The sequence below is a fragment of the Streptomyces sp. AgN23 genome (assembly GCF_001598115.1).
GTDB lineage: Bacteria > Actinomycetota > Actinomycetes > Streptomycetales > Streptomycetaceae > Streptomyces > Streptomyces antimycoticus.
The window spans coordinates 10,836,784-10,858,739 of record NZ_CP007153.1 but is presented as its reverse complement, the minus strand read 5'-3'; the positions used below and the strand labels follow the sequence as shown (position 1 = coordinate 10,858,739).

Here is a 21,956-nt window from a genome sequence, read left to right as displayed (position 1 = left end):
CGCCGGTCCCTGAGGTCGACCGGGCCTATGGTCGACACCGTGACGGTGAGTGCCTGCTCGAGCAGAGCTCGGGTCTCCGAGGGGGCGGGAGCTGCCGGGACCTCTTCCAGGATTCCTTCGCTTTGAGCGAGGCGAAGCAGGGCAAGGCCGCTGGCGTCCACGGCTGCGGCGTGGCGGTGGGCATCGTCGAGCTTGCGCTGGGCGGCCCGCTGGGCTCGCTGGGCCTCGTTCAAGTGGTATCGGTGCAGGGCCTGTTCAGGCCCTGCGGCTCCGAGGAAATAGGGAAGGGTGTCTTTGAGTGCCTGGGCGATGCCGTTCTCGGTCTGGCGGTGGAAGAGGGCCTTCTTGTCGGCGATCTCATTCTGGTTCTGGAAGCACAGGAGAGCTGCCTGGCCGATGGAGACGTCGAAGGCCGCGCGTGCGGCGCCGGGGGGCGGCTGGAAGCGGAAGTCTTCGATTCCCAGACGGGCGCTGAGCTGGCTGCGCAGCGCAGCGACGTTCGAATTTGGCGTCAGCTCGTCGGCGCGGGGGAGGTCGAGGGTCTCGTCACCGGTGCGAATCATGGCCTGGGTGGTCGAGGCGCCTGCGGGCCGGGGTCGCGCGAGAACCATACGGCTGTCGCGGAAAGCCACCAGGAGCGCATACCACCCCACGGTCCGGTCGATGGGTTCGTCGGGCAGGTTGGGGGTGCTGCGTCCCAGGCAGTAGTCGACGATGTCGAGGATCTCGGATTTCCCGGTCTCGGACTCGCCGGTGAGGATGTTGAGCGCCCCGGGGCGGAAACGCAGGACCCTGGGGCGGGTCTGCCGTCTCGGTGGTAGAGGGCCAGGGCGAGTAGCTGCATGGTGGTTCGCGAGCTCCTTGTGGGGGTGGTTAGGGACGGACGCCGAGGAGGTTGAAGGCGAGGGAGGGGTCGACGACTGCAAGCCAGCGTCCGACGAGGCCTGCGCGGCGGGCGCAGTCAGCGACTTCCTCACTGGCAGCGGCCGAGGCGGGTTTCGGCGCGCGAGGGCAGCGCAGTCCTGAAGCGGTGACGTCGATGGCGTGGTGGCGGGCGGCGGTGCGCAGGCTGGCGCGGGTGTATTCGGTCAGTGCGGCGGCGCGTTGCGCGAAGGCGGCTTGGTGTTGGGATGTTCGATTGAGCCACGCGGACATGGAGTGGACGGATTGTGTGGGCAGGTCCTTGCGTGTGTCTGCGGGAAGTACGAAGGGCAGCACGAGGAAGGCGCTGGGCCAGGGCAGGAGGCGGCCGGCCTTCTGGGTGGCGGCGTGGACACTGGTGGCCAGGAGGTAGCCGCCGAAGGCCTGTTGAGCAGCGTCTGTGCTTCGGGACGGCGGTGGTTGGTCATGGTCACTGGTCCCATGGCTCGTCGCGGGTCCGGCACAGGTCGGGGGTAGTCGGGGTGCCAGCCGACGGAGTCGTCGTCATCAGCGGTCTGTGCCCGGCCGGCGAGGCTGTGTATGGTGCCGCGGCCGATCCCATCCTTCGGTGGTGCTGCCGGCGGCGGGCGGGTTTGTCGGCGACCTTGTCCATGGTGTCGTCCAGGACGCGCTTGCCAGCGGCCCTACGTTCTCCGGCGGGAGTGTCGTCCTCGATCGCGTCGGTGTGGGGGTGAAGACGTGGTCCCACTCGTCCCACAGGAGCCGCTCGTAGTCCTCGAGCCCCTCTTCGGTGATCTTGGAAGGTGCGAAGCCATTCAGAGCGCTGAGCGCGGGCGTAGTGGTAGTCCCGCAGCGTGGGGTGGCGATGGTGCGCGTCTTTGAGTCCGATCCACTGCATCTGGGCCACGACCAGGTCGTCCTTGTAGACGTCGATCTCGGCGACGGTGAGGCGGCGCAGGTCTCGGTGATGGGCAGGTTTCTTCCCTGCGTACCGGTCGGTGATCTCCTCGAGGCGCACTGCAGTTCCTGGGCGGTGACCGAGGCCCGAGTCCGGTTCTTGCGGTCCAGCAATTCGACGGCCATGCCGTACCACCAACCCTTGATGTCGTCGAGGATGGCGCGGGCGTGCTGGCCCCTGATCCCCAGTGTCCGGGCCAGACTAGAGTTGAGGTCTGACATCAGGGGCGACGCATCGTTGACCTCGATGGCGGCAACAAGCCGGTAGCGCTGCGCGGGCGTGAGGTCGGTGAACTTCTTGCGGTCCTTTGCTGTGTTCTCGGGCTCAGATGCCTGAGCGATCTGCTCCATGCCGACCAGGGCATCGGCCACAGAGCGCCCGGGGCCGGGGCGGAGCTGGTGGAGGAAGTGCCTTCCGGCCGCCACCTGGGTAGTGACCAGCCGCAGCAGGGGCATCGCCCCGGCGGACAGGCTCCCCAGTACGATCAGCGCGTCGATCCACGAGGCGACAGAGCGCCAGAAAGTCCTTGCCGGTCTCGCTCAACCGCCCGGCGTTCTCACGGTGTTTGGACTGCAGCAGCTCGAACGGGTCGCCCGTGTCCTCGTACAGGAACTCGATGTCGTCGAGGACCTCCATACGGACTTCGACCGTGATGTCGTCCCAGCTGCGCTGGGCAAGTTCCAGCAAGGCCAGTTCGCACTGGTAGAGGTATCCGGTCATCTGGCCTGCCGCCGAATGCGACCCTGCTTGCGCCACGTTCCCCACTTGTGGTCGAGCCTGTACCAACGACAGTTCCCTCGCCGGGTCATGACAGCCACGACGAGACACGGCGCCGACGGCTGCAAGCGAATCCCCCACGAACCAGCCCACCGCTCCCCTGTTTGGCGTAATCTAGCACCTCCCGGACAAGCAATATCCAAACGATCAGCGGGGCCACGGGAGGCAGCTTCTTAGGCGGTCGGGGCAGAACAGCACGCAGCAGTCCTCGTCGGTGACCACCATGACCTTGACCGCGTTTTGCTTGCCCTTGCCGGAGATGAACGCGTCCCGGTCCTTGCGTCCGGCGGCCGAGCACCGGACCCCAATCCATTGCCGTTGACAATGCCGGTCTTCCTGCTGGCGCCAAGATGGTCGACGACCTCAGCGAGAGTCCGCAGCCACATGCCCGGGCGGACGGTACACCCTCACTCAGCGAACAGGGGCCGCACCTCGCCCGATGGCCCGGGTGATGGTGGAGCGGTCCACGCCGAACCAGCAGGCCAGCACGTCGTGCGTGGTCCCCCTGACGGAGATGGACGAGCGCGACCAGACTGCTCGACGATCAGCGATCACTTCGGCCGACGGGCCCGTGATCCTTCGGTCACTGGTGATCGTTCACGATCCGCGTTCCCTACCACACAACCATGATCGACGATCAGGAGCCCGACATCTCACCGCCAACCGTGCATGCAAAGGGCGCCGCAGCATCGCCGAAGCTGCTGGCCCTGGGCACCTCCCGCGCAGGGAGCGACCGAATGAGTCGGAGAGCCTGAGGCAGGACAGCGTCAACTGACGGCGGCCTGTATGCAGGTGGGAACAGTCTCTTCGCGACACGGTGACAGGCCCTGTGGACCTGCATCACTACGCTTCGCGGTGTGTGCTGCGCGGGCTCGTTGTATCCATCCAGTGTACTGGTACGAGCTTTTCATTCTCCCGCCAGTTCTGTACCACGGTTTCCTGAAACCACGGTGCCGGGAGGTTCACATGGTCACACACAATGACCTGCAGTTCGGGTGCCAGTTCCTGAACCACTTCCTGGATTAGCCTGAACAGCCGTTCTGCCGCCAGATTATCTTCGTGACCCTGCTCGTCGCCATCGTGAGTCATGGAGGCATACCAGGCTTGTGAGGGCTGGTCCAGGAAGAGGATGCGCGGAACCGGTCGCCGCTGGCGCACGAAATAGCGGTGCAGGGCCAAATGGGACAGAACATGATAGCCAACCCAGTTCTGTCCGCTGCCCACACGCGAAAGGGGGTGCCTGCCCTCCTGGGTGTCGAACTCAACGGTCAGCCTGCTTAAGTTGAGATGCACACCGCCGTCACCGTGCTCGAGCTGCAGCTCGTGGGCCCATAGTGTGATGTCCCGGCTGATGGGAACGAGTCGGGCGAGGAGCTGGTCGCGCTCCGCTTCGGGGTCGAGTTCGGATTTAAGGGCCTCTACTGCGGCCCTGGCCGTGTCCCGTGCCCGCCTGAGTCGTGTTAGGTCAGCCCCTGAGGTGCGCTGTAGTGCGGTGAGCATGCCGTGGATGCAGCCACGGACAAAGTCGCTGCGATCCGTGTACGGGAGGCGCCTGCTTGCTGCCTCTCCTTCCGCGAGAGCCTGCAAGGCGTGCTCGGCCGCGTTGAGCTGGCTGCGCAGTCGAGCGGTCCGCTGCTCGATGGCCTCGAGAGCCGCTCGCCTTGCCGGGCGTATCGAGTCGATCCCGTCCAGTTGTCTGTCGAGCCGGTGGAGGCTGTGCCTGAGCGTCGCCACTGTCAGATCCGGTTCAGGCAGAGTCGAACCGCACAAAACGCATGTGGTCGCGTCGTCGTCCTTGGGCGACGGGATGAGACCGAGGCTCGCCAGCCTGTCTCGTGGGATACGTGCGGCGGCTGAGTAGTCGTCCGCAGCGACAGTCTCGGCCAGGAGCAGTCGACGATCTGCCGCGAGAGCTCTGAGCTGGTCGCGCAGGTCGGCGCATGTCTGCTCGAGCTCAAGGGTGCGCTGACTCTCGTATTCCGCACTGGGCATCTCAGCACGTGATTGGACGGCGTCGTGAAGGGTTTCCAATGCCTGAACATGATCGTCGGGAGGAGTCGGTGATGAGACCAGGCTCAGGGCATGGGCTTCATGCCACAGCGCAGCAAGTGTCTCTTGGGCTGTGTCGTTTGCGCGCTGGGCCTGGCTGAGGTTGTTCTCTGCCTGCTTGAGGCGTCTGCGTGCGGCGGTGAACTGCGCGTGTTTACGCGCCTGGTCGTGAGGGGCTGCTCCGAGGAAGTACGGCAGAGTCTGCTTCAGGGCAAATGCGACGTGGTGGTCGCTTTGACGGTGGAAGAGTCGGTTACTGTCGGCGATCTCGCTCTGGCCTTGAAGACACAGCAACGTTGCGTGGCCGAGGTGGGCCTCGGTCCCGATGCCGTCCTGGCCGTGGGTATCGTGGTTGTGGTTCTCCGCGATCCCGATGATTTGGCTGAGCTGTTGGCGCAGCGTGTGACGGTCGGTGTTCGCTGCGAGGTCCTCGTAGGGCAGGGCTTCGAGATCTGCCCCAAGTTTCAACATGACTGGGTTGGTTGTCTTCCTGCCTGGTCCGGGTGCTGGCCGGGCCACGAATGCGCGCGTCTTGCTCATCTGAAACAGGGCTGCGTACCAGGAGACTGCGTCAGTCATGGGGCCGAGAGGGAACATGACTGTTTTGCGCCCCGTGCAGTACTCGAAGATATCGAGCAGCGTGCTCTTTCCTGTTGCTGAGTGCCCCGTGATCACGTTGAGTGCGCCTGGCTTGAAGTCCACGACGCGGCGGGCCCCGTCGGTGCTGTATAGGATGATGGCGAGCAGCTGCACGTGCTCAGGGTCTCACGCCGAGACTGGCGAAGACTGCGGCTGTCTCGTTCTTGGCCATCCAGCTGCCGATCAGGCGGGCGCTGTGAAGGATGTCTTCCAGTTCTGTACGTTCGGGCGCCCCTGCTCGCAGCCGTGTCCGCGGTTTGAGGCAATCGCTGCGCAGTTCCAGCACGTCATGCAGGAGTGCGAATCTCAGGCCGGCTTGGACCGGCATGACTAAGGCCTTGGCCTGGCGGGGAAAGCCGGCCCGCAGCATGGGATTACGTGTTACCCAGGTGGAAAGGTGCGTTCGTGTGTTGGCAGGCAACGCCTGCCGCGTGCCTCGGTGCAGCGTCATGGGGGCGACGATGAAGGATAGGTGCCACGGCATGCCCGACACTCTCTGCCGCTCGTAGGAGCCCGCGGCAACAGACAAGAGGCTGGCGATCAGTGCCGGGTTGAGCATGGCGGCGACGAGAGCCGACGGTTCGCTCCAGGCGGTGTCTGCGGCTGGGGCGTGGATCTGCCCAGTCGGTGGCGTGGTCACGATTCCGCCCGCAGAGTCTGCATGCGGTGCTGGAAGTCGGGGTGCCATCCCACTCGCCCCGTGTCCGCGAGCTCATGACGTTGGCCGCGGACGAAGAACGCCTCGTGATACCTGCCGTGCAGGCAGGGGCCGTTACGCTGCGAGAGGTCTTTGAGGAGGCTGGCTCCTGCTCGCTGTTTGGTCGCTTCATCGGCCGCATCTGCGAGCTCTAGTCCCATCCATTCGAACTCGCTCTCCCATTCATCGACGATGTCGCGGCTGAGGCTGCTGAGCTCGTCTGCTGCAACGAGGTCTTCAGCGATCCAGCGGATGGCCTGGGCCTGGGCACGGTGGTAGTCGATGACCGAATGCCGCAGGTTCACCGGCGGATAAGCCACCCACCTCATCTGGTGCACGAAGGGACTGTTGCCGTAAGTCGCGGTGAGTACGTCGTCGGCTGTCCCCTCATGACCGACGATCGTGGGAAGCCTCTGCCGAGAGAACTGATCACGCAGATCGGCGATGGCCGCACGCGCCATACCGACGTCAACGGCCCTCCTGCGGCGCTGCAGCAGTTCCAGAGCCCGTTCGTCCCACCAGCGCCACACCATAGCCAGGAAGAGATCCTCGTGCCCGACTGGCAGGCTCCACCGGAGTTCCGCACGAACGAGAGCCGGAACGTCATCGATATGCGGCGAGGCGTCCATCACGGTGATGCGTGAGAGAAACGCGGCCCGGTCCGCCGGCCCCAGCTCGAGGAACTGCTCGCGCGCCTCCCGGGTACGTCCGGAAGCTCGCCGCAGGGCAGCACGCTCGAGCGCGCTCAAGGCCATTTCGTCATCGCGTGAGTCCGGGCGGAGCGCGGCCATCGCACTGCCGGGGTTCGCTTCTTGAGTGGAGACAAGCACCAGCGTCGGCCCCTCGACATCTGACGGGACCGCCGTGTCCATCCAGGTCTTCAGCGTCGACCACACGTCCGGAGAGGCGTCCGTGAGCCGGCGTTCACCTCTTTGATGATGCTTGATCTGCAAGAGCTCCGTCGCTGATTCGGCCTGCTCCCACGCGACGTCGTCATGAAGTTCCAGGGAGATCGCCGCGTCGGGGCGTGCATGATCCGCCCGCAACAATTCCAGCAGCGCCCACCAGGTCTGATGCTGGTAGCCCAGCGCGCTGGCTGCGGCGCTGTGCACGGACTCCCCCATGCCGCCACTCCTCCCCTGGCCGCCAGGCACAACGACGAGACCTTTGTACCCCATCACAGCCGACTCCCTGGCCTGTTTGGATTTGCAGCTTCGACAGGTCTGTTCCGGCAAGTCCGAAAGCAGTAGGAGCCCCGTTCTGTCCGTGCCCCTATTCAGAGCGCGTGTCTCCATGGGGAGGGTGCAGTTCGAGAGACGCATCGTGCGAAACGGCAAGGGGTTGTTGTCCGGGGCTCCCCCGCCAGCCGCCCTTGACGTACCAGAACGCGGTGCATGTATGCGAGCCGAGCTTGGTAGTCCTGGACATCACGGCCGGAGATGGAGACCGCGGTGGCGGTGATGTCCCGGCTGGATGAGCTGTGGGTGACATCTGGCGTCGGCCCAGCGCGGCGGGTCGCGGGTGAGCCCGGAGTGCAAGCTCGCCCATATGCGGACATCTGACGTCCTGGCTTCCCCAACCCGTGTGACGGTGCCCGCCGGGCGACCACCGCTGCGGTTTACCGGTGATGTCTACGGACAGGGCGCCATCGCGTAGCGAACCAATCCGGGGAGGCGGGGTGCTAAACACGCGCTCCGTCCACAGGAGCGCCTGGACAGTCCAGGCTTGATGAGACCGTGGTCTGGACGTCGACCAGCAGCAACAGGACTTGAGCTGGCCCGTAGTTGGGTTCATTTCTTGGGGCGAAAATGCTTGACAATAGTACCGAGTTGGTTGATCCACTCGTCGAGTTCATCTTCATCACCTGTGGTAACTCGGCAGCTGTGTGTAGTGCCATTGACCAGCGCGACGGTGATCGTCAGCCCGTATCCGCGGCCGTTCTCGGCGTGGGTGACACCCCTGACGGCGTCCCAGGAGAAATCACGACAGCGACCATTGCGACCAAGGGAGATGCCCTGGGCATCGGCGACCCCCGTTGACGGGGTGTCCCTCTGCTTGCTCCGGAGCCAAGAATCCCGGAGTGCCCACTGTGGTGCCGGTCGTGGTCAGGCGGGAGCCTTCCAGAGCCCGTGCGATCCCGAAGTCCAGCACCCTGGGGCCATCCTGGGCCATGATGATGTTGCCTGGTTTCAAGTCGCGGTGAACGAGTCCGCAGGCGTGAATGGCCTGCAATGCCTCGGCGAGGGCAGCTCCGAGTCGGCGGAGCGTCTGCTCGCCCATTGGCTCACGTGGGGCGAGCAGCTGGGACAGTGTCGGGCCCGGTATGTAGGCGGTGGCAAGCCACGGCGGTTCCGCGTCCGTGTCGGCATCCACTACCGGCGCCGTGTGGAATCCGCCCACCTGCCGGGCTGCGGCCACTAAGTGCAATGGCCTGGCTTCAGACGACCAGTCAAGCACAGACTGAGCAGCCGCCAGGCGCTGCACTCGATGTGGCCCAGCTCGAAAGGGCGAAGGCGAGGAGACTGGTCATGGCCAGCACGGTGGTCGCAGCGACGGCCCAACGGCACATCGTCATCGTCATGCCCGCACCGTGGCAGGGCGAGCGCGGCCAGGCGGGTCCTGAGCTCGGGAGAACATCGCTGTCAAGAGGCAATTCCATGTCTTCAGGACCTGGCGGGCGAGGCCACCCCGCACCTCCAACCGGATACGCGGCCTGCTTACTCAGTTCCACACCAGCCTGGGGCGCGTCCTCGGCCCGTGACTGGACCATCAGGCCGTGAACTGGCTGCTGAAACGCTACGGGTCCCCGACCACCCTGCGCAGAGCCGGACGCGGCAGGCTGGTCGGGGTGGCCCAAGGCCCCGCACATGGCGCCCGGCTACTCGACGACGCCTACGGTTCCGCTGCGCAAGCCGGACGCCGGGGAGCGCACGGAGGCCGCCCGGCGGCTCGACGAGGTCGGCGACGCGCTGAGCGCGGACCAGCGGCTGCTCCGCGTACTCCTCGACGACGACCAGCACGCCTTCGAGGACGCCCTCGTCGCCCGGCTGGTCGCGTACCGGGAGAGCGTCGAGGCCGATGCCGGTGATCCCGCGCCCCGGTCCCTCCTCCCCCTCGGCACCCTCGCCCTGGCCTGCCTCGCCGTCCAGGTCCATGGGTGGGAACTCGGTGTCCGGTCCGGGTACCTGCCGTACGGTCTGCTGGGATCGCCGGACGCGCCGCGCCGGGCGGCGGAGGGAAGCGGAACAACTTGGGCTGCTGGGCCGCCAAGTAGGCCACACGGGGTGCGGAAGTGGGTGTGGCCCGACATCCAGGACATCGTCGTGGAGACGGACTCGTCCCCACCGAGGCAGCGCGTACGTCTGTGCGATAGCCAAGGACGGAAGACCACCCTGCCCCACGTCGGCGAACGCCATCTGCCGGATCTCCACGCCCTGCGACACCGGTAGCCCCGATGGCGCCGAGCCTCAACACGTGTCTTTCGCGACGATCCGAAAGACACGGCCTAGCCCAACGGGTGGATCGACAAGTGCTCGGTGGCATTGGTGCGGGGCAGTACGATCACTGCGGATTTCCGGCGGGTGATCGTTGATCCATGACAGGCCGCCCAGGTCCAGTTGCCGGCGGGCTCGGGTGACGGCGACGTAGGCCAGGCGGGCTTCGCCGTCGTCGATCGGGCCGGGCACCGGAGCGCCGGTCTCGTCGTGGTCATCGCTGTCTTCGGGCGGGGTGAAGTCGTCGGCGATGCGGACGCGGAGCCATTCGCGGCCCTTGGCCTTGTGGGCGGTGGAGACGGTCACCTGGGCCTGCTCTTCGGGGAGGATGCGGCTGATGGCGGTGAGCAGGGCGTCGGTGCCGTGGGTGTCGACGAGGTCGACCAGGGGCTGGAGGTCGCGGCCGGCCGGGTCGTGGGCGGCGTAGTCCTGGACCTCGCCCCAGCAGGTGAACAGCACCAGTTCCGGGTGGCCGGTGCGGCGGCCTTCCTTCAGGTCTCGGGCGGCCAGTGCCAGGGCCTGGAGGCTGCCCCCTCCCCCGACCAGGCCGACCTGGTGGCCGGTGGCCAGGAGGTCCATGACGGTGGCCATGGCTCCGACGTTGGTGCGGCAAAGCACCGCCTCCGGCTGCTCTACCGGCCCCATTTCGGTGAGCACTGTCTCGCTGCCGGTCAGGCGGATCGGGGCGTCGGTGAGGGCGAGCCAGCGGTTGGCCTCGGCCGCCAGGCGGGGACCGAAGCGGAAGGACTGGGACAGGGACAGGGCGGTGCCGTCGAAACCGGTCATGACGTCGCGGGCGCCGCGCCAGTGGTAGATGGCCTGGGCGGAGTCGCCGACCATGACCAGCTGGGCGTGATCCCGCTGGGCGGTGAAGATCTGCTCGACCACGGGGTTGGTGTCCTGGGCCTCATCCAGGAGCAGGTACTCGGCGGTGGTCTGCGGGCGGGTGAGGGCCCAGATCTTCAGGTAGTGGTCGTGGTCGAAGCGGACTACGCCGTCCTCGGGGTGCTGCAGGTCCGCCCAGACCTTGCGGGCGAAGGGCACGATCGTCTCGGCGAACTGGGCGTAGTGGTCGTCACCTTCCAGACCGCGCAGGCGGGGGACGTGGTGGGGGCGCAGGTGGTCGTCCGCGGAGTGGCAGAAGCGGGTGACGGTGCGCAGGGTGGTGTTGGACAGGGTGCGGGGGCTGATGTCGCGGCCGCCGATACGGATGGGTTTGGTGATGCCCAGGGCCTGGCCGGTGCGCCAGCTGGGCTGGCGGGGGCCGCCCAGGCGGCGGGCGTAGCGGTGGCCGATGGCGGCGTAGGCCATGGCGTGCGCGGTCTTGCAGATCACGGTGTTGGGGAAGCGGGTGGCGGCCTCTTGGGCGATGGCGCGGTTGTAGGCGAGGTAGCGGCCGCGGCGGGTAGTGGCTTTGGCCAGGAGAGCCAGGGTGGTGGTTTTGCCGGTGCCGGCGCCAGCTTGGAGGACCAGGTGGTCCCCGGTGCGGAAAACGTCGGCTGCGGCGGCCTGTTCATCGGTGGGGTTCAGCACGAAGGCGGTCCAGGATGGCGGGGCGGCGCCGGCGATGTGCACTGGGGGTGCGGCGCCTGGGGCGGACGGGTGGTCAAGTCTTGGCGGACGGCGATGGCCGGGGGTGGTTGGCGGGTGGTGCGGCCGTCAGCGGGGGTGGTGTTGCCGGGCGGCGTTGGGCAGTCGGCTGTGGATGTGTCGGTGGTGCAGGAGCGGGTCAAAGACTTCCCAGCCGGGGAGGGTGACGTCGGCGGCGCCGGGGGCGGCAGTGTGGGCGGGGCAGCGCTGGGTGCGCCAGCGCATCTGCTCGGCGTAGGGCAGGTGGCTGAGGTTGTATACGGCCATCAGCTGCTGGGGCAGGGCGAGTTGGCCGTGGGTTGGTCCGGTGGGCAGCAGGGTCCAGGTGCCGGGCGTAGTGGCGAGGATGGGGCTGGGGCAGCGGTGGCGGTGACGGGTCTGGGCCACGCAGCGCAGTTCCTCGATGGGGTGAGCGGCGAGGTAGCGGGTGTAGAGGATCTGTACGACCGGGCGGGCCGGGCGGCAGGGCTGCGGACGCGGCTTGGTAGCAGGGGGCGAGGGCGGCGGGGTGAAGGTGTGGGCCTGGAGGCGGCGGGTGCGGACGGCGAGCTGACGGCGGGCCGCTTGCAGGGGTGCGCTGAGCGGGGCGGGGGCGGTGTGGTGGGTGCAGAGCAGGGTGTGCGGGATGCGGCACCATGCGCTGCCGTCACCGCTGGGGTAGGCGGTGCCGCAGCTGAGATGCCAGCGGCAGGATTCCGGAACTGTCGTGGCTGGGATCTCGGCGGGGTGCAGGGCGATCGGCTGGCCGTTGCTGGTGTGGAACCACTCCAGGCGGTGGCCGCAGTGCCGGCAGCGGGCTCCTTGTCCGGCGCGCAGCAGGCGGCTGGGGCTGTAGGGGGCGACGCGCAGGGAGCGGTGGCGGGGGCTGCCGTCCCGGTGACGGCCCTCGGTGGCGGGGGTGGGCTGCATGGCGGTGACCGTGCCAGAGGCCGCGCCGGAAGGGCGGGGTGGCGCCGTGCGGTTCGCGCGGACAGCCCAATTACGCAGGGACGTGCGTACGAGGGCCGATTGGGCGTTCGGTGGTGGTTCGTCGGTTCGGGTGATGTGTGCGCGGCGCGGGCGGGTCGGCGCGGCAGGGTCAGGCTGGGGGTTCGGCGGGTGGGGTGTGGCCGTCGCAGAGGGTGCCCAGCAGGGGGCCGAGGGGGACGCCGAAGGTGTGGGCGAGAGCGTGCCAGGTGGTGACGGACCCGGTGGTGCGGCCGTGTTCGAGGTCGATGACGGTGCGACGGGACAGGCCGCTGCGCTCGGCGAGTTCATCGAAGGTCCAGCCGCGCTCATCCCTCAGCCGGGCGAGCTGCACGCGCAGCGCGGTGAGGTTGGGATCGGGCGGGAAGATCGTCACTGCCCTATCCGACGGTGCAGAACCTCGCCCTGTCAGTGCAGACTTCTGCACTATCTGAACCGGTACAGGACGGTCTCGACCGGCTCTGCAAGAGTGCGGGGGTCTGCACCACGGGTGCGGCCGACCGCCGCCCCGACCAGCCCCGGGAACGGGGCGTTATGAACCACTGCGGACCGAACAGGAGGACGCCGGGCCCGATGAGGCTCTCCCCCACCGACATCGCGGTGCGGCGCACCTGGACCGTGGAACTGCGCCCCCAGCCGGGCGGACCGATGCTGGCCTGCTCCCAGTGCCCGCCCCAACCGCACCCTGTCGCGGCGGTCTCGGCACGATCAGTCGCGCTGGCCCATCTGTCCCAGCATGCCCATGAGAACGCCGTACCGGATCATCTGCGCACCTGTCAGTGCCAGGCCCGCGGCTGCCACTGGCACCCACGCCACCGCGGCTGCGCCGGCTCCGTCCTCCTGGTCCTGACGGGCGACCGAAGCGGGCGACGATGGCGCCTGACCGATGCCTGCGCTGCCTGCGCCGCCGCCACCGAACAGGCGTCCGTGGTCCCGAATATCCTTGTCACCGCTCCCCCGGCGGCATGCTGTGCCCGGATCAACGGTCCGCGGAGGCCTTACACTCCCGGGCCACAGGAGCAGGTGCGGGTGCGGGAGATGCTCACCTACCTCGGTGCCGCGCTCCCCCGGTTCTCCTCGCCCACCGCCCGGCTTCTGGCCGTGCAATGCGCACTGCGTGCCGATGCCGGCGGCCGGGTCCGCCTGCCGGCCGGCCTGTTGCGCAGCATGCGGCTGGCCGGATACGCCGCGCCCTGGCACGAACTCACCCACGCCGGGTGGCTGAGCTGCCTCTCCCCCACCGCACGGCGGACATACGGCGGCGTTGTGGCACAGCTGCTGGATGCCGCCGTCCTTGACCAGGCCCCTCCCCGCCGCGCTCGCGTCCGAGCCGCCCACTGGGCCCTGCACCCGATCCCACTCGCGGCCACGCGCGAGGCACCGCCCGCGGTGCAGCTCACCACGCTGACGCTGGCCGTGCATACCTCAGGCCGGTCGGGCAGCGTGGAGGTGGACCTGCTCACCCGCCTGTGCGGGCTCTCCCTGGGGCAGGTGGAAGAGCTACTCGACCGTCTCGTCCGCGCACGCCTCCTGGACGGCTGGCAACGCTTTGCGGAGGCCGGTGAACTGCGTTGGCATCTGCCCCCAGAGCCACCCCCTGACGCATGACCGGCCCCCACCTGCCGAGCCGGCGGCCACAAGCACCGAGGTTGTCAAAGGACATGCCCCTAGTACTCCAGTCGCAGTTCTCCATTTTCGCTGGTCACAGCGCCTTCTCGAGCGTAGTGGGTTGGCGGGTGGTCATGGCGGCGGTGGTTCGTGACTCACCCGATCGGGGTGCGTGCGGCATTGATAGTGGAAGTGGCAGGCGACGGCTTGGTGGTGTCGTCTCCAGTACGACCAGCAGAGCCTGTGTTCGGTCCGAAGTAGGTGGGCTGCTGGGAGATGGGCAAGATCCATGAGCCGTCGCACTTCTGCCAGAGTGAGGGAAACGAGGCTGCTTGGACCGTTTCTCCGGCCCCCCTTTCAACGGCGTGGGCGACCATCGCGGCGAGGAAACAGTGGTCGAGCATGGCCAGGACTGTGGTCTTCTGTTGCAAGAAGCGGAAGCTGGTCAGCAGTCGGTTGAGCCGAGACCAGTCGCCCGCCTCACGCAGGTGCGTCGGCAGCGCGAGGAGGGTGTACTGACGCTTCTCGGCATCCATGGCATCCCCGCCGGCCAGTAGATGGGGGATACGACATCACAGCTCGATGGTCGGAAGGATCCCTGCTCCGAATGCAGGTTTCCTTCTCACAGTATCCACGATTCCGTGAACTCGCACTCTTCCGACCGAGCGGCGCAGAAGGTACACCGCCAGAGCAGGGACACGAGTATGTCGAGTCCATGCTGGTCCGCCTGGGGGCTCCCGTGGCGAGGATCTGAAGCTTCGGCTCACATCGGGCGGATCCTGGGCGTGAGGGAGGGCCGGGCTCAGTAGGAGAACTCGATGTAGTCGATGTCCTTGAGCTCCACCATGCGCAGCCCGCGTGTAGGTGAGACGCGGAAGTACGCCTCGCCGACCGCGTCCGCAACGATGCCGCGGAGCGTTTCCTCATCCGCCTCACGCTCTCGCGCCCGGAACAGTCGACCGATGTAGAGGGTCGGCAGTTGTTCGGTGAGGAGGCGGTAGCGGCCGTCGTCGGAGGAGCCAGCGGCTCCGGTGAATCCGAACCATCCGCGAAAGTGCACCATCAAGCCGCCTCGTACGACGAGCGATTGGTGGGCCCAGCGGCGAATGAGCGGCTGCCACAGCCTGGCCACTTCCCGCGTGATGGCGTGGTGCAGTTGCTCGCTGGGGGCTCCCTGTCGTCCAGGGAGTACCGCCTGTAGTTCGGCGGGTGAGATGCGCAGGCGGGCGGCCAGGGTGTGGTGGTCGGCGTACTGGGAGAGGAGAAAGCGCAGGCGGGCGCTGTCTGATCGGGGCGGTTGGCGGGTCCACAGATCCATGTCGGCGCGGTCGAGGGCATCGGTGATGGATTCCGGGTCGAAGGCAGGATGCATGCTGGCTCCTGGTCGGGATGAATGGCTTCAAGGTCGGTCGGGGTGGGGTGGTGGGGCGTCCTGCGGTGGCCGTGGTCAGGACCGTCTGGCCGGTCGTCTGCGGGCGGCAGCGGGCGTGCGGGCTGGCGCAGGCAGGAGGAGGCGGCAGCCTTCGATGGCCTGACTGACTTCGTGCTCTTCCCATTTAGGGATGAACAAGGGGGTGTTGGCGTGGACGTAGCCGCGCAGCTCGGTGAGGGCGAGTGCGGCCTGGGCCAGAGGTCGGGCCCATGGGGGCAAGCCTTCGGTGGGGTGTTGGCCGTGGTCGGGGCTGGCGGAGGAGGTTAGGTCGTCGTGAGGGAGGTGGTTGAGCTGGTCGGGGGGCGCGCCGGTCAGGAGATGCAGGGCGACGCGTGCGGCGTGCACGGGATGGGCGATGCGGTTGTGGATGCGGGCGATGGCCGGAGCGAGGTGGGGGTGGGTATGGTCCCAGCGGGTCGGTGGCAGGGAAAGGAGGCGTGCGTCGGGGGGTGGTTGGGCGGCGATCATGGCGTAGTGCCGGTCTTCCCAGCGGTGGCGGCCGCTTGGCGGGGGTGGCAGGCGGAACCAGGTCTCCTCCGGTCGGGCGGGAAAAGAGGGGCGTACCTGCCACCACGGGAAGTTCCCGTCCGTGAGAGGCGGTGGGGAATGCTGGAGGTGCCGCAGGGCGGCGTCAGGAGTGTTGAGGTCGTCGTGGCGGACCGTGGAGAGCAGTTGCTGGACGTTGTCGGTGAAGGAGCCGTGGCAGAGCAGTGTCAGCTTCAGGCGGGCGTGTTCGCGCAGGGCCAGCAGGTGTTGGATGTAGCCGGAGCGGAGGCGGTGGGCCCGGCAAACGATCAGGTGGGTGATGCCGAGTGCGGTGGTCCATGCGGCGGTGTTGCGCCAGCTGTCGTCGGTGTGGCGGACCCATGCGGGTTCGGGGTGGAGGTCCTCCGGGACAGGCAGGTGTTTTCCGTAGGCGCGCATCAGGTCGTGGGCCAAAGTGGCGCCGGTGGGGGTCAGGGGGGTTGGGTGCACGGTGATGCGTCCGGCGCTGGGCCGGTGGGCGGCCAGGGCAGTGGTGGTGAGGGCCGGGTGATCGTGCGGGTCGAGGATGAGGGTGAGGGGCGGCAGGGCAGGGTCGGTTTCACCGGGTGACCACACCGGCTCCCAGGCCTTGGGATCGACGAGGGGTGTGGAGGGGGTGAGGTGTGCGGTCGGGGTCATGGCCTTGTCGTGGGTCGGGGCTGGAGTTGCTTCAGCAGCGGGTGGGCGTCGTGTAGGGGGCGGCGGCCGGTGCGGTGGGCGAGGCTGGCCAGGCGGTGGGTCAGGGCCGCCCAGCGGCGGAAGTTGCCGTGTGCCCAGGCGGTGTTGAGCGTGGTGATCAGCTGGGGGTCGGTGTCGTGCCACTGGGGGTGGAAGGCGGGGAGTGTGGTGAGGAGTTCGGGCTCGGTCAGCGACTGGAAGTGGTGCCAGGTGTGGACGCGGCTGGTCAGTACCGGTTGAGCGCGCAGGGCTTTGATCCGGTGGTCGCTGGCTAGCAGGAGCACGGCGAGGCGGGTGTGGGTGTCCTCGTGCAGGAAGCGGAGGTATTCCAGGCAGGAGGCGGAGAGTTGGTGGGCTTCGTCGATGGCCAGCAGCCGCGGCGGATGATGCAGGGCGTGGCGGATGAGGTCATCGCAGATGCCGGGGTTTTTCGGGGCGGTGCCGGGCAGTTGCAGGGCCCGGTAGAGGCGGGCGCGCAGGTCTTCGGGGCGGGCCTGGGGGCGCACAAGCAGGGAAAGGGTCTGCCAGTGGGGGTGCTGGGCGATCAGGGTGTGGAGGGTGAAGGTTTTGCCGGTGCCGGGCGGACCGCTTAGGCACATCATGGCCTGCTGCTCGACGGTGGTGTGGAGGGCGTTGGCGGCGGCCCGCACCTGTGAGGTGGTCACGGTGCGGGCCTGGGGGAGGTTGAGGTAGTGCCGGGCAGCGCTGTGCGGAGTGGGGGCGCTGGGGGTCATCGGCTCTCGTCTCGGCGGTGGCGCTGCCTGGGGGGCCGGACGCGGCGGATGGCCCAGCGGGCGATGGTTTCGTCGACTTCGTCCAGGCCGCGGCGCTTCATGCCCTCGAGGATGTGGTGGGTGATCTTGGACCACATGCGGAAGGTGCCAGCGCCGGCCTCCTGGTCGATGTAGTTGATCAGTTCGGGTGAGGTGTTGGCCCACAGGGGGTGGAAGTGCGGGATGTTCTTGAGGACCTCGTCCGGTTCCATCGGGGTGAATTCCTGCCAAATGTAGATCCGGGAGGCGAGGGCGGGATCGTTGTAGAGGGTCTTGTAGCACTCCTCGCCGCCGATGAAGAGGACGGCGGGGCGATTCTTTCCCTGGCCGGTGTCCCACAGGTGGCGGACGAATTCGAAGCACTCGCGGCTGAACTGCTGGGCCTCGTCGAAGGCCAGGACGTAGGGGCGGCGGGCGAGGGATCGCTTGAGTAGCTGGTCGAACTCGCTGGGGTGGGTGGGTGCCTTGCCCTCGAGATTGAGGAGGGTGAACAGTTCGTGGCGGATGTCGCGCGGCGTGGGCCGGGAGCGGAACTGCAGGAACAGCACCAGGTCGGCGGCCACTTCCTTCAGAGCGGCCAGGACGGAGAAGGTCTTGCCCAGACCGGCGTCGCCGTAGATGCAGGACATGGCGCGGGCGTCGATGGTATCGGCGATGTTCTCCCCGGCCTCCAGGAGGGCCTCGGTGGCGACGATGCGGGCATCGGCCAGGTTGAGATAGAAATCGGGTTCGGCTCCGCTTGCGTCGGCGGCCGCGGTCTCGGTGCCGGTGGTGTCGGTCATAGGTGTTCCTTCGGTTGAGGCAAGGGTGATGGGCAAGGCGGTGCCCAGGCGGCGGCCGCTGGGGTGGTAGACGTCGATGCCATCCCCTGGGGAGGCGTGGGGGCGCACTACGACCTGGGCGGTGACTTGGCCGGTGATCCAGCTCGCGTGGTAGAGCCGACCGCGCCAGTGGATGCCCTCCGGGCGCAGGAGGCGGGGGTGGGTGCCGGGCGGGAGCTCAGCTCTCATGAGAGTCCTCTTCGGAGGTGGTTTTACAGGGGGTGGTGGGGATGACCCATCCGGCGCCAGGGGCGAGCCGGCGCGGCATGTAGTTCTCGGGCAGCTCGTCGGGGTGGGCCGGGGCACGCAGTGTGCGCAGTTCCTCGGTGGCCGCCTTGCGGGTCATGGCGCCTTCGGCCTGGGCGGGTGCGGGGGCGGTGGCGGCCTTGAAGCGGCGGCGGCGCTTGCGCTCGGCGGCCCGCAGGTCCTGCCGCAGGCGCTGGGCGCGTTCGTTGCGTGCCTGGTAGACGGCGTTGATCTGGTCGGGGTCTGCCTGGTCGGACAGGTGGGCGGTGCCCAGGTGGCGGTGGGTGTGCAGGTCGAAGACTTCGATGGTGTCCTCGTGGTGGGGCTGATAGCGGATGCGGACTTCGGTTCCGGTGCGGCCGGTCATCCAGGGGCCGATGTAGTCGCGGCCGCGCCAGCGGATGCCGTGGCCTTGGATCTTGCGGGTGGAGCGGTCGGCCTCGAGCAGGAAGGCGTGCAGGTCCTCGGGGGCGGCCTCCCGCAGGGGGGTGTCGTCCTCGTTCCACAGCTCCAGGGGGGTGAGGTTGCCGCGGGCGGTCATGCGGTGTTCGGCGTTGCGACGGCGCACCCACTGCCCGAACAGCTCGACGAAGGCTTCGAAGGTGAGTGGCGGGTCGTTCTCGCCCGAGCGGTGGCGGGAGTCCAGGCGCTGGGCTTCGGTGTAGCGGGGCAGGGTGGAGAAGAACATGCTGGTGGCTGCGCGGTTGAGGTTTTCGATGCTGCCTTTGAGGTGTGGGGTGTAGGGGGGCAGGATGTAGACGTCAACGGTGAAGGCGCCGAGGGCTTCTTGGACGGCGCGGGCGAGGAAGTCGCGGCCGCGATCGATGCGCAGCCGCTGGGGCAGACCGCCGGCCGGTCCGTGGGTGTCATCGCGCAGGATGGCCGAGCGCAGGGCGGCGAGGATGGATCCGCGGTGGGGGTAGTGGGGGGTGAGGGCCCAGCCCATGGTCATGGCGGTGGAGCAGTCGATGAACCAGGTCACCCAGGGTTTGAGGAGGCGGTCGCCGGCCAGCACCAGGACGGGGACCTGCTTGTGGTCGCCCTCCCACTCCTCGTTGCGGCAGACGGGCGGGCGGCGCAGGTGCGGGTCGTGGCCCCGGGAGGCCGGCAGGCCTTGGCGCAGGCCGGCGAGGTCGCCCGGGGAGAGGTCGCGGCGAATGGCGCGGTAGAGGGTGGCCAGGCTGGGTGCGGTGGTGTTGTTCTCTTCGGCTTCGGTGCGCAGTTCCTCGTGCAGGCGCTTGATGTTGCCGCGATGGTAGGCGAGTTGGACGCGGAGGTCTTCGGTGATCTCGAAGCGGGCGCGGCTGAGGCGTTCGGCGGTGCCGTTGGCTTTGGCGTCGGCCAGGCGCTTCCAAACGGTGCGGATGTGCAGGTCCAGGGTCTGGGCCACCAGTCGGACGTGGGCGGTGGTGAGCTCACCGCGGGCGTCCAGCGTCATCAGGTGGCGAATCGCCGGGGTGGTCAGCATCTGCCGCTCCCGGCGATGTGTGGCGGCCTGGGGGTGCGCGGCCGACGCGCTGTCGGGTGGTTGCTCATCCATGAGGGGGCTGCTCCTGAGAACAAGAAGGGCTGTGAGCGTGCGGCCGGCCGGGTCAGATGGGCATGCCGATATAGGAGACGTACTCGTACTTGCGCCAGTCCGAGTCCAGGTCGCAGATGGTGTGCTCCCACGCCGCGGCCAAGCGCATCTGGTCCCCCACCGACCACGCGGCCACGATGGTGTTCCAGCGGTAGATGTTCTTGCAGCGCCACGGCACGACGCGCCGGTGGCACATCTGGACCTCGGTCTCATCGACGGGGTAGATCTCGATGCGGGTGCCGCCATCTGCGTTCAGCGACCGGGTCAGGGCCGGCGCGATGTTGCGTCGGCGCAGGGTCTGGTAGGCGGTCTCCAGGCGGGCCTGTCGGTCCCGGTTGGGGTTGCGCATCTGGGACAGCCACGCGCTGAGGGTGCGGGCATCGGCGGTGATGCCTGCGTCCTCCATGGCCCGGTAGCCGGCTCCTGAGCGCGTGAGGTAGATCAGTGCGCGCCGGAGTTTCTCCTCCGGCGTCTTCCAGCGATCGTCTTCGAAGACCCTTTCGTCCAGTGCGATCGCCAGTGCCGTGGCGCCGTGCGTGCCCTGAGCACCGAATTTTCCGAAGCCCATGTTCCTCCTTGGTTCGTCCGACAGCCCGTGTGGCGTCATGGCAGGCCGGGCACATGTGCCGACAGGGCCGGCGGGCTGGTTGGGGTCCCGTTCTTGGTGGCGCTGCCCGGTAGGCGAAGCGCAGCGCAGTGGGGTGTGCCGCCCTCGGGCTGCCCCGGTGGGGACGGCGGAGGGGGGAATGGTCGACGCCTGGGCGATGTTGGAGGCGTTGTCCGGCCAGATATGCGGGACGCGAGTGGTTCGTCGAACGGCTCGAACTTAGGGCGGGACTAGGGGCGATAAGATCTTTCCGGTCATTCGTCCGCGGTGCGCAGCCGGGGATGCAACGCGTGTAGCGCCTGTCCGGCGCCCGTCAAGTGCCCGGGGTCGTCCCGGCCAGCAGGTTGCCCTGCAGTGTGGTCGGTTGAGGCGCCTTCCCATGTCAGTGCGTGAGTCGGGCGAGGCGAGTACGCACCCGGTGGCACTGCGACCCGGCAATGGGCGGGGCACTGTAGGGGCAGGGTCTGACAACGGGTGTGGCGCGGCGTGAAATGGGATGACGCAAAGTCTCGGCTACCCTCCGGTACCTGCTGCGGCTGTTGGCCGCGGTGTCGGCGGTGTGCGGCACGATGCACGCATGAGTCTCACCTCCTGCCTCAAGGACCCCACCTCGGCGATGTCTCGGTTCCTCGCCGAGCATCTGCCGGTAGTCGAGGACGTGTTGAGTGACTACCGTGCGCGACTGGCGCGCTATGCCGCGCCAGTGAGACCGGCTGCCGGGGCGGGGCAGCGTCCGGAGTACCGGATGCTGGGCCACACCGTTGATCACCGGCTGAGGATCAGTCTCGGAGCGCCCACCGGCGCACCGATCAGCGAGGGAGTGGTGCGGGCCGTCATCGATGATGACGGGTGGCCTAGCCGCGAGGTCATTGACACGGTGCAGGCCGCGGGCACGGAGCTGTTAGAAGAACTGGGCACGTACGAGAGCGAGGACGGTCAGCCGCTGGTCCTGGAGGATGAGGCCGAAGATCGCCTCATTCGACTGTGTCACCTCTCCTCCGGCTTCGAGGCGATCTTCCGTCACGTGGGCTGGGTACGCGGCAACGCCTTGGGCCTGACCCCGCCCGGCGCGTGTCTGGATGACATGGTTGATGCCGTGCCGTTCTACATCGTCGACGACATTCGACGGCAGATGGAACTGGCCGCGCAGCCCGGCCCGTTCGACCGTCTGCGGCAGCTTGCCGCGCCACAGCGGATTTGCGGGCCGGTCTTCGAGGGCAGTCTGCACGTGGGCGGAGCCGACGCCGACTTCATCCTGGCCAAAGCGCTGGTGGACTGCAAGGCCACCATCCGCCCCGAGCGGATGGGCCGCGCCGAGCTCTACCAGCTGGCCGGCTACCTTCTGCTGGACTACAGCGACAACTACAGCATCGACACCGTGGGGCTCTATCTCTCCCGCCAAGGCGCACTCATCGACTGGAGCGTCGCGGACTTCCTCGGCCTGATGGGCGCGCAGATGCACCTGCCGGACCTGCGGGCCGCCTGCGAGTACGCCCTGACCGACGGCGCCGCCGGCGCTCCTGCGCCGCCTCCACACCAGCGCAAGCCCCTCCCTCGCCCGCGCAACGCACCTCCGGTCCAGGACTCCCTCTTCGACGACCTGAACTGACACCGCGCAATCGTGCATGTGCACGG

Annotated in this window: 18 protein-coding genes and 3 pseudogenes; 4 read left to right on the top strand and 17 right to left on the bottom strand. The window is 67.9% G+C overall.

What is annotated here, in order from left to right:
- The 6 genes and pseudogenes from AS97_RS46550 to AS97_RS46525 form a co-directional block, all read right to left on the bottom strand.
- Positions 1 to 563: pseudogene (locus tag AS97_RS46550) on the bottom strand (DUF3732 domain-containing protein); the annotation flags it as partial.
- A gap of 310 nt (positions 564 to 873) precedes the next feature.
- Positions 874 to 1,287: a three component ABC system middle component gene (locus AS97_RS46545; RefSeq protein ID WP_247204886.1), complete on the bottom strand. Its 414-nt coding sequence runs from the start codon at positions 1,285 to 1,287 to the stop codon at positions 874 to 876.
- 141 nt (positions 1,288 to 1,428) lie between these two features.
- Positions 1,429 to 2,190, bottom strand: coding sequence for a hypothetical protein (locus AS97_RS46540; protein WP_210567098.1), 762 nt, complete (start codon positions 2,188 to 2,190; stop codon positions 1,429 to 1,431).
- 1,270 nt (positions 2,191 to 3,460) lie between these two features.
- Positions 3,461 to 5,419: a DUF3732 domain-containing protein gene (locus tag AS97_RS48395; RefSeq protein ID WP_247204160.1), complete on the bottom strand. Its 1,959-nt coding sequence runs from the start codon at positions 5,417 to 5,419 to the stop codon at positions 3,461 to 3,463.
- Between the two features lie 4 nt (positions 5,420 to 5,423).
- Entirely contained in the window at positions 5,424 to 5,993 is a 570-nt protein-coding gene (locus AS97_RS46530) for a three component ABC system middle component (RefSeq protein WP_282615666.1), read from the bottom strand.
- A complete protein-coding gene (locus AS97_RS46525) occupies positions 5,942 to 7,126 on the bottom strand; it encodes an ABC-three component system protein (protein ID WP_210564074.1) in 1,185 nt (394 codons plus the stop codon). Before AS97_RS46525 ends, AS97_RS46530 begins: the two co-directional genes overlap by 52 nt.
- Before the next feature lie 315 nt (positions 7,127 to 7,441).
- On the opposite strand from AS97_RS46525, the gene AS97_RS49190 reads away from it, so the two are divergent.
- On the top strand, positions 7,442 to 7,564 hold the full coding sequence (locus tag AS97_RS49190) for a DUF6207 family protein (protein WP_349017631.1): 123 nt from the start codon (positions 7,442 to 7,444) through the stop codon (positions 7,562 to 7,564).
- A 413-nt stretch (positions 7,565 to 7,977) separates the two neighbouring features.
- Here the strand turns inward: AS97_RS49190 and AS97_RS46520 are convergent.
- Positions 7,978 to 8,420, bottom strand: a pseudogene (locus tag AS97_RS46520) (protein kinase); the annotation flags it as partial.
- A gap of 246 nt (positions 8,421 to 8,666) precedes the next feature.
- On the opposite strand from AS97_RS46520, the pseudogene AS97_RS48390 reads away from it, so the two are divergent.
- Positions 8,667 to 9,451: pseudogene (locus AS97_RS48390) on the top strand (Imm49 family immunity protein); the annotation flags it as partial.
- An 18-nt stretch (positions 9,452 to 9,469) separates the two neighbouring features.
- Here the strand turns inward: AS97_RS48390 and AS97_RS46505 are convergent.
- The 3 genes from AS97_RS46505 to AS97_RS46495 all read right to left on the bottom strand — a co-directional run bounded on the left by AS97_RS46505 (position 9,470) and on the right by AS97_RS46495 (position 12,428).
- Positions 9,470 to 11,026 carry a UvrD-helicase domain-containing protein gene (locus AS97_RS46505; protein WP_210567450.1) on the bottom strand — a complete coding sequence of 519 codons (1,557 nt, stop codon included), beginning with the start codon at positions 11,024 to 11,026 and terminating at the stop codon, positions 9,470 to 9,472.
- A 129-nt stretch (positions 11,027 to 11,155) separates the two neighbouring features.
- A complete protein-coding gene (locus tag AS97_RS46500; RefSeq protein WP_210567097.1) occupies positions 11,156 to 11,995 on the bottom strand; it encodes a DUF6083 domain-containing protein in 840 nt (279 codons plus the stop codon).
- Positions 11,996 to 12,164: 169 nt separating this feature from the next.
- Positions 12,165 to 12,428, bottom strand: a complete 264-nt coding sequence (locus AS97_RS46495; RefSeq protein WP_067078083.1) for a helix-turn-helix transcriptional regulator — start codon at positions 12,426 to 12,428, stop codon at positions 12,165 to 12,167.
- A 197-nt stretch (positions 12,429 to 12,625) separates the two neighbouring features.
- Here AS97_RS46495 and AS97_RS46490 point away from each other — a divergent pair, with 197 nt between their 5' ends.
- Complete coding sequence (locus tag AS97_RS46490) at positions 12,626 to 13,660, top strand: hypothetical protein (protein ID WP_210564076.1); 1,035 nt, start codon at positions 12,626 to 12,628, stop codon at positions 13,658 to 13,660.
- A 155-nt stretch (positions 13,661 to 13,815) separates the two neighbouring features.
- Here AS97_RS46490 and AS97_RS46485 read toward each other — a convergent pair whose 3' ends face one another.
- The 7 genes from AS97_RS46485 to AS97_RS46455 form a co-directional block, all read right to left on the bottom strand.
- Complete coding sequence (locus AS97_RS46485; RefSeq protein WP_210564077.1) at positions 13,816 to 14,196, bottom strand: hypothetical protein; 381 nt, start codon at positions 14,194 to 14,196, stop codon at positions 13,816 to 13,818.
- Between the two features lie 266 nt (positions 14,197 to 14,462).
- The gene (locus AS97_RS46480; RefSeq protein ID WP_210564078.1) at positions 14,463 to 15,032 is read right to left on the bottom strand and encodes an XRE family transcriptional regulator; all 570 of its coding nucleotides are present in this window, start codon (positions 15,030 to 15,032) and stop codon (positions 14,463 to 14,465) included.
- A gap of 75 nt (positions 15,033 to 15,107) precedes the next feature.
- Complete coding sequence (locus AS97_RS48830; RefSeq protein ID WP_210564079.1) at positions 15,108 to 16,256, bottom strand: hypothetical protein; 1,149 nt, start codon at positions 16,254 to 16,256, stop codon at positions 15,108 to 15,110.
- Complete coding sequence (locus AS97_RS46470; RefSeq protein WP_210564080.1) at positions 16,253 to 17,029, bottom strand: ATP-binding protein; 777 nt, start codon at positions 17,027 to 17,029, stop codon at positions 16,253 to 16,255. The genes AS97_RS48830 and AS97_RS46470 overlap by 4 nt, the downstream gene beginning before the upstream one ends.
- Positions 17,026 to 18,078 (bottom strand): ATP-binding protein, encoded by a 1,053-nt coding sequence (locus tag AS97_RS46465; RefSeq protein ID WP_247204746.1) that lies wholly within the window; start codon positions 18,076 to 18,078, stop codon positions 17,026 to 17,028. The genes AS97_RS46470 and AS97_RS46465 overlap by 4 nt, the downstream gene beginning before the upstream one ends.
- Positions 18,068 to 19,675: a Mu transposase C-terminal domain-containing protein gene (locus AS97_RS46460; protein WP_210564083.1), complete on the bottom strand. Its 1,608-nt coding sequence runs from the start codon at positions 19,673 to 19,675 to the stop codon at positions 18,068 to 18,070. The genes AS97_RS46465 and AS97_RS46460 overlap by 11 nt, the downstream gene beginning before the upstream one ends.
- 52 nt (positions 19,676 to 19,727) lie before the next feature.
- Positions 19,728 to 20,282, bottom strand: a complete 555-nt coding sequence (locus AS97_RS46455; RefSeq protein ID WP_210564084.1) for a transcriptional regulator — start codon at positions 20,280 to 20,282, stop codon at positions 19,728 to 19,730.
- Positions 20,283 to 20,898: 616 nt separating this feature from the next.
- Between AS97_RS46455 and AS97_RS46450 the strand changes: the two genes are divergently transcribed.
- Positions 20,899 to 21,930, top strand: a complete 1,032-nt coding sequence (locus tag AS97_RS46450; RefSeq protein ID WP_210567096.1) for a hypothetical protein — start codon at positions 20,899 to 20,901, stop codon at positions 21,928 to 21,930.
- Positions 21,931 to 21,956 lie beyond the last annotated feature (26 nt).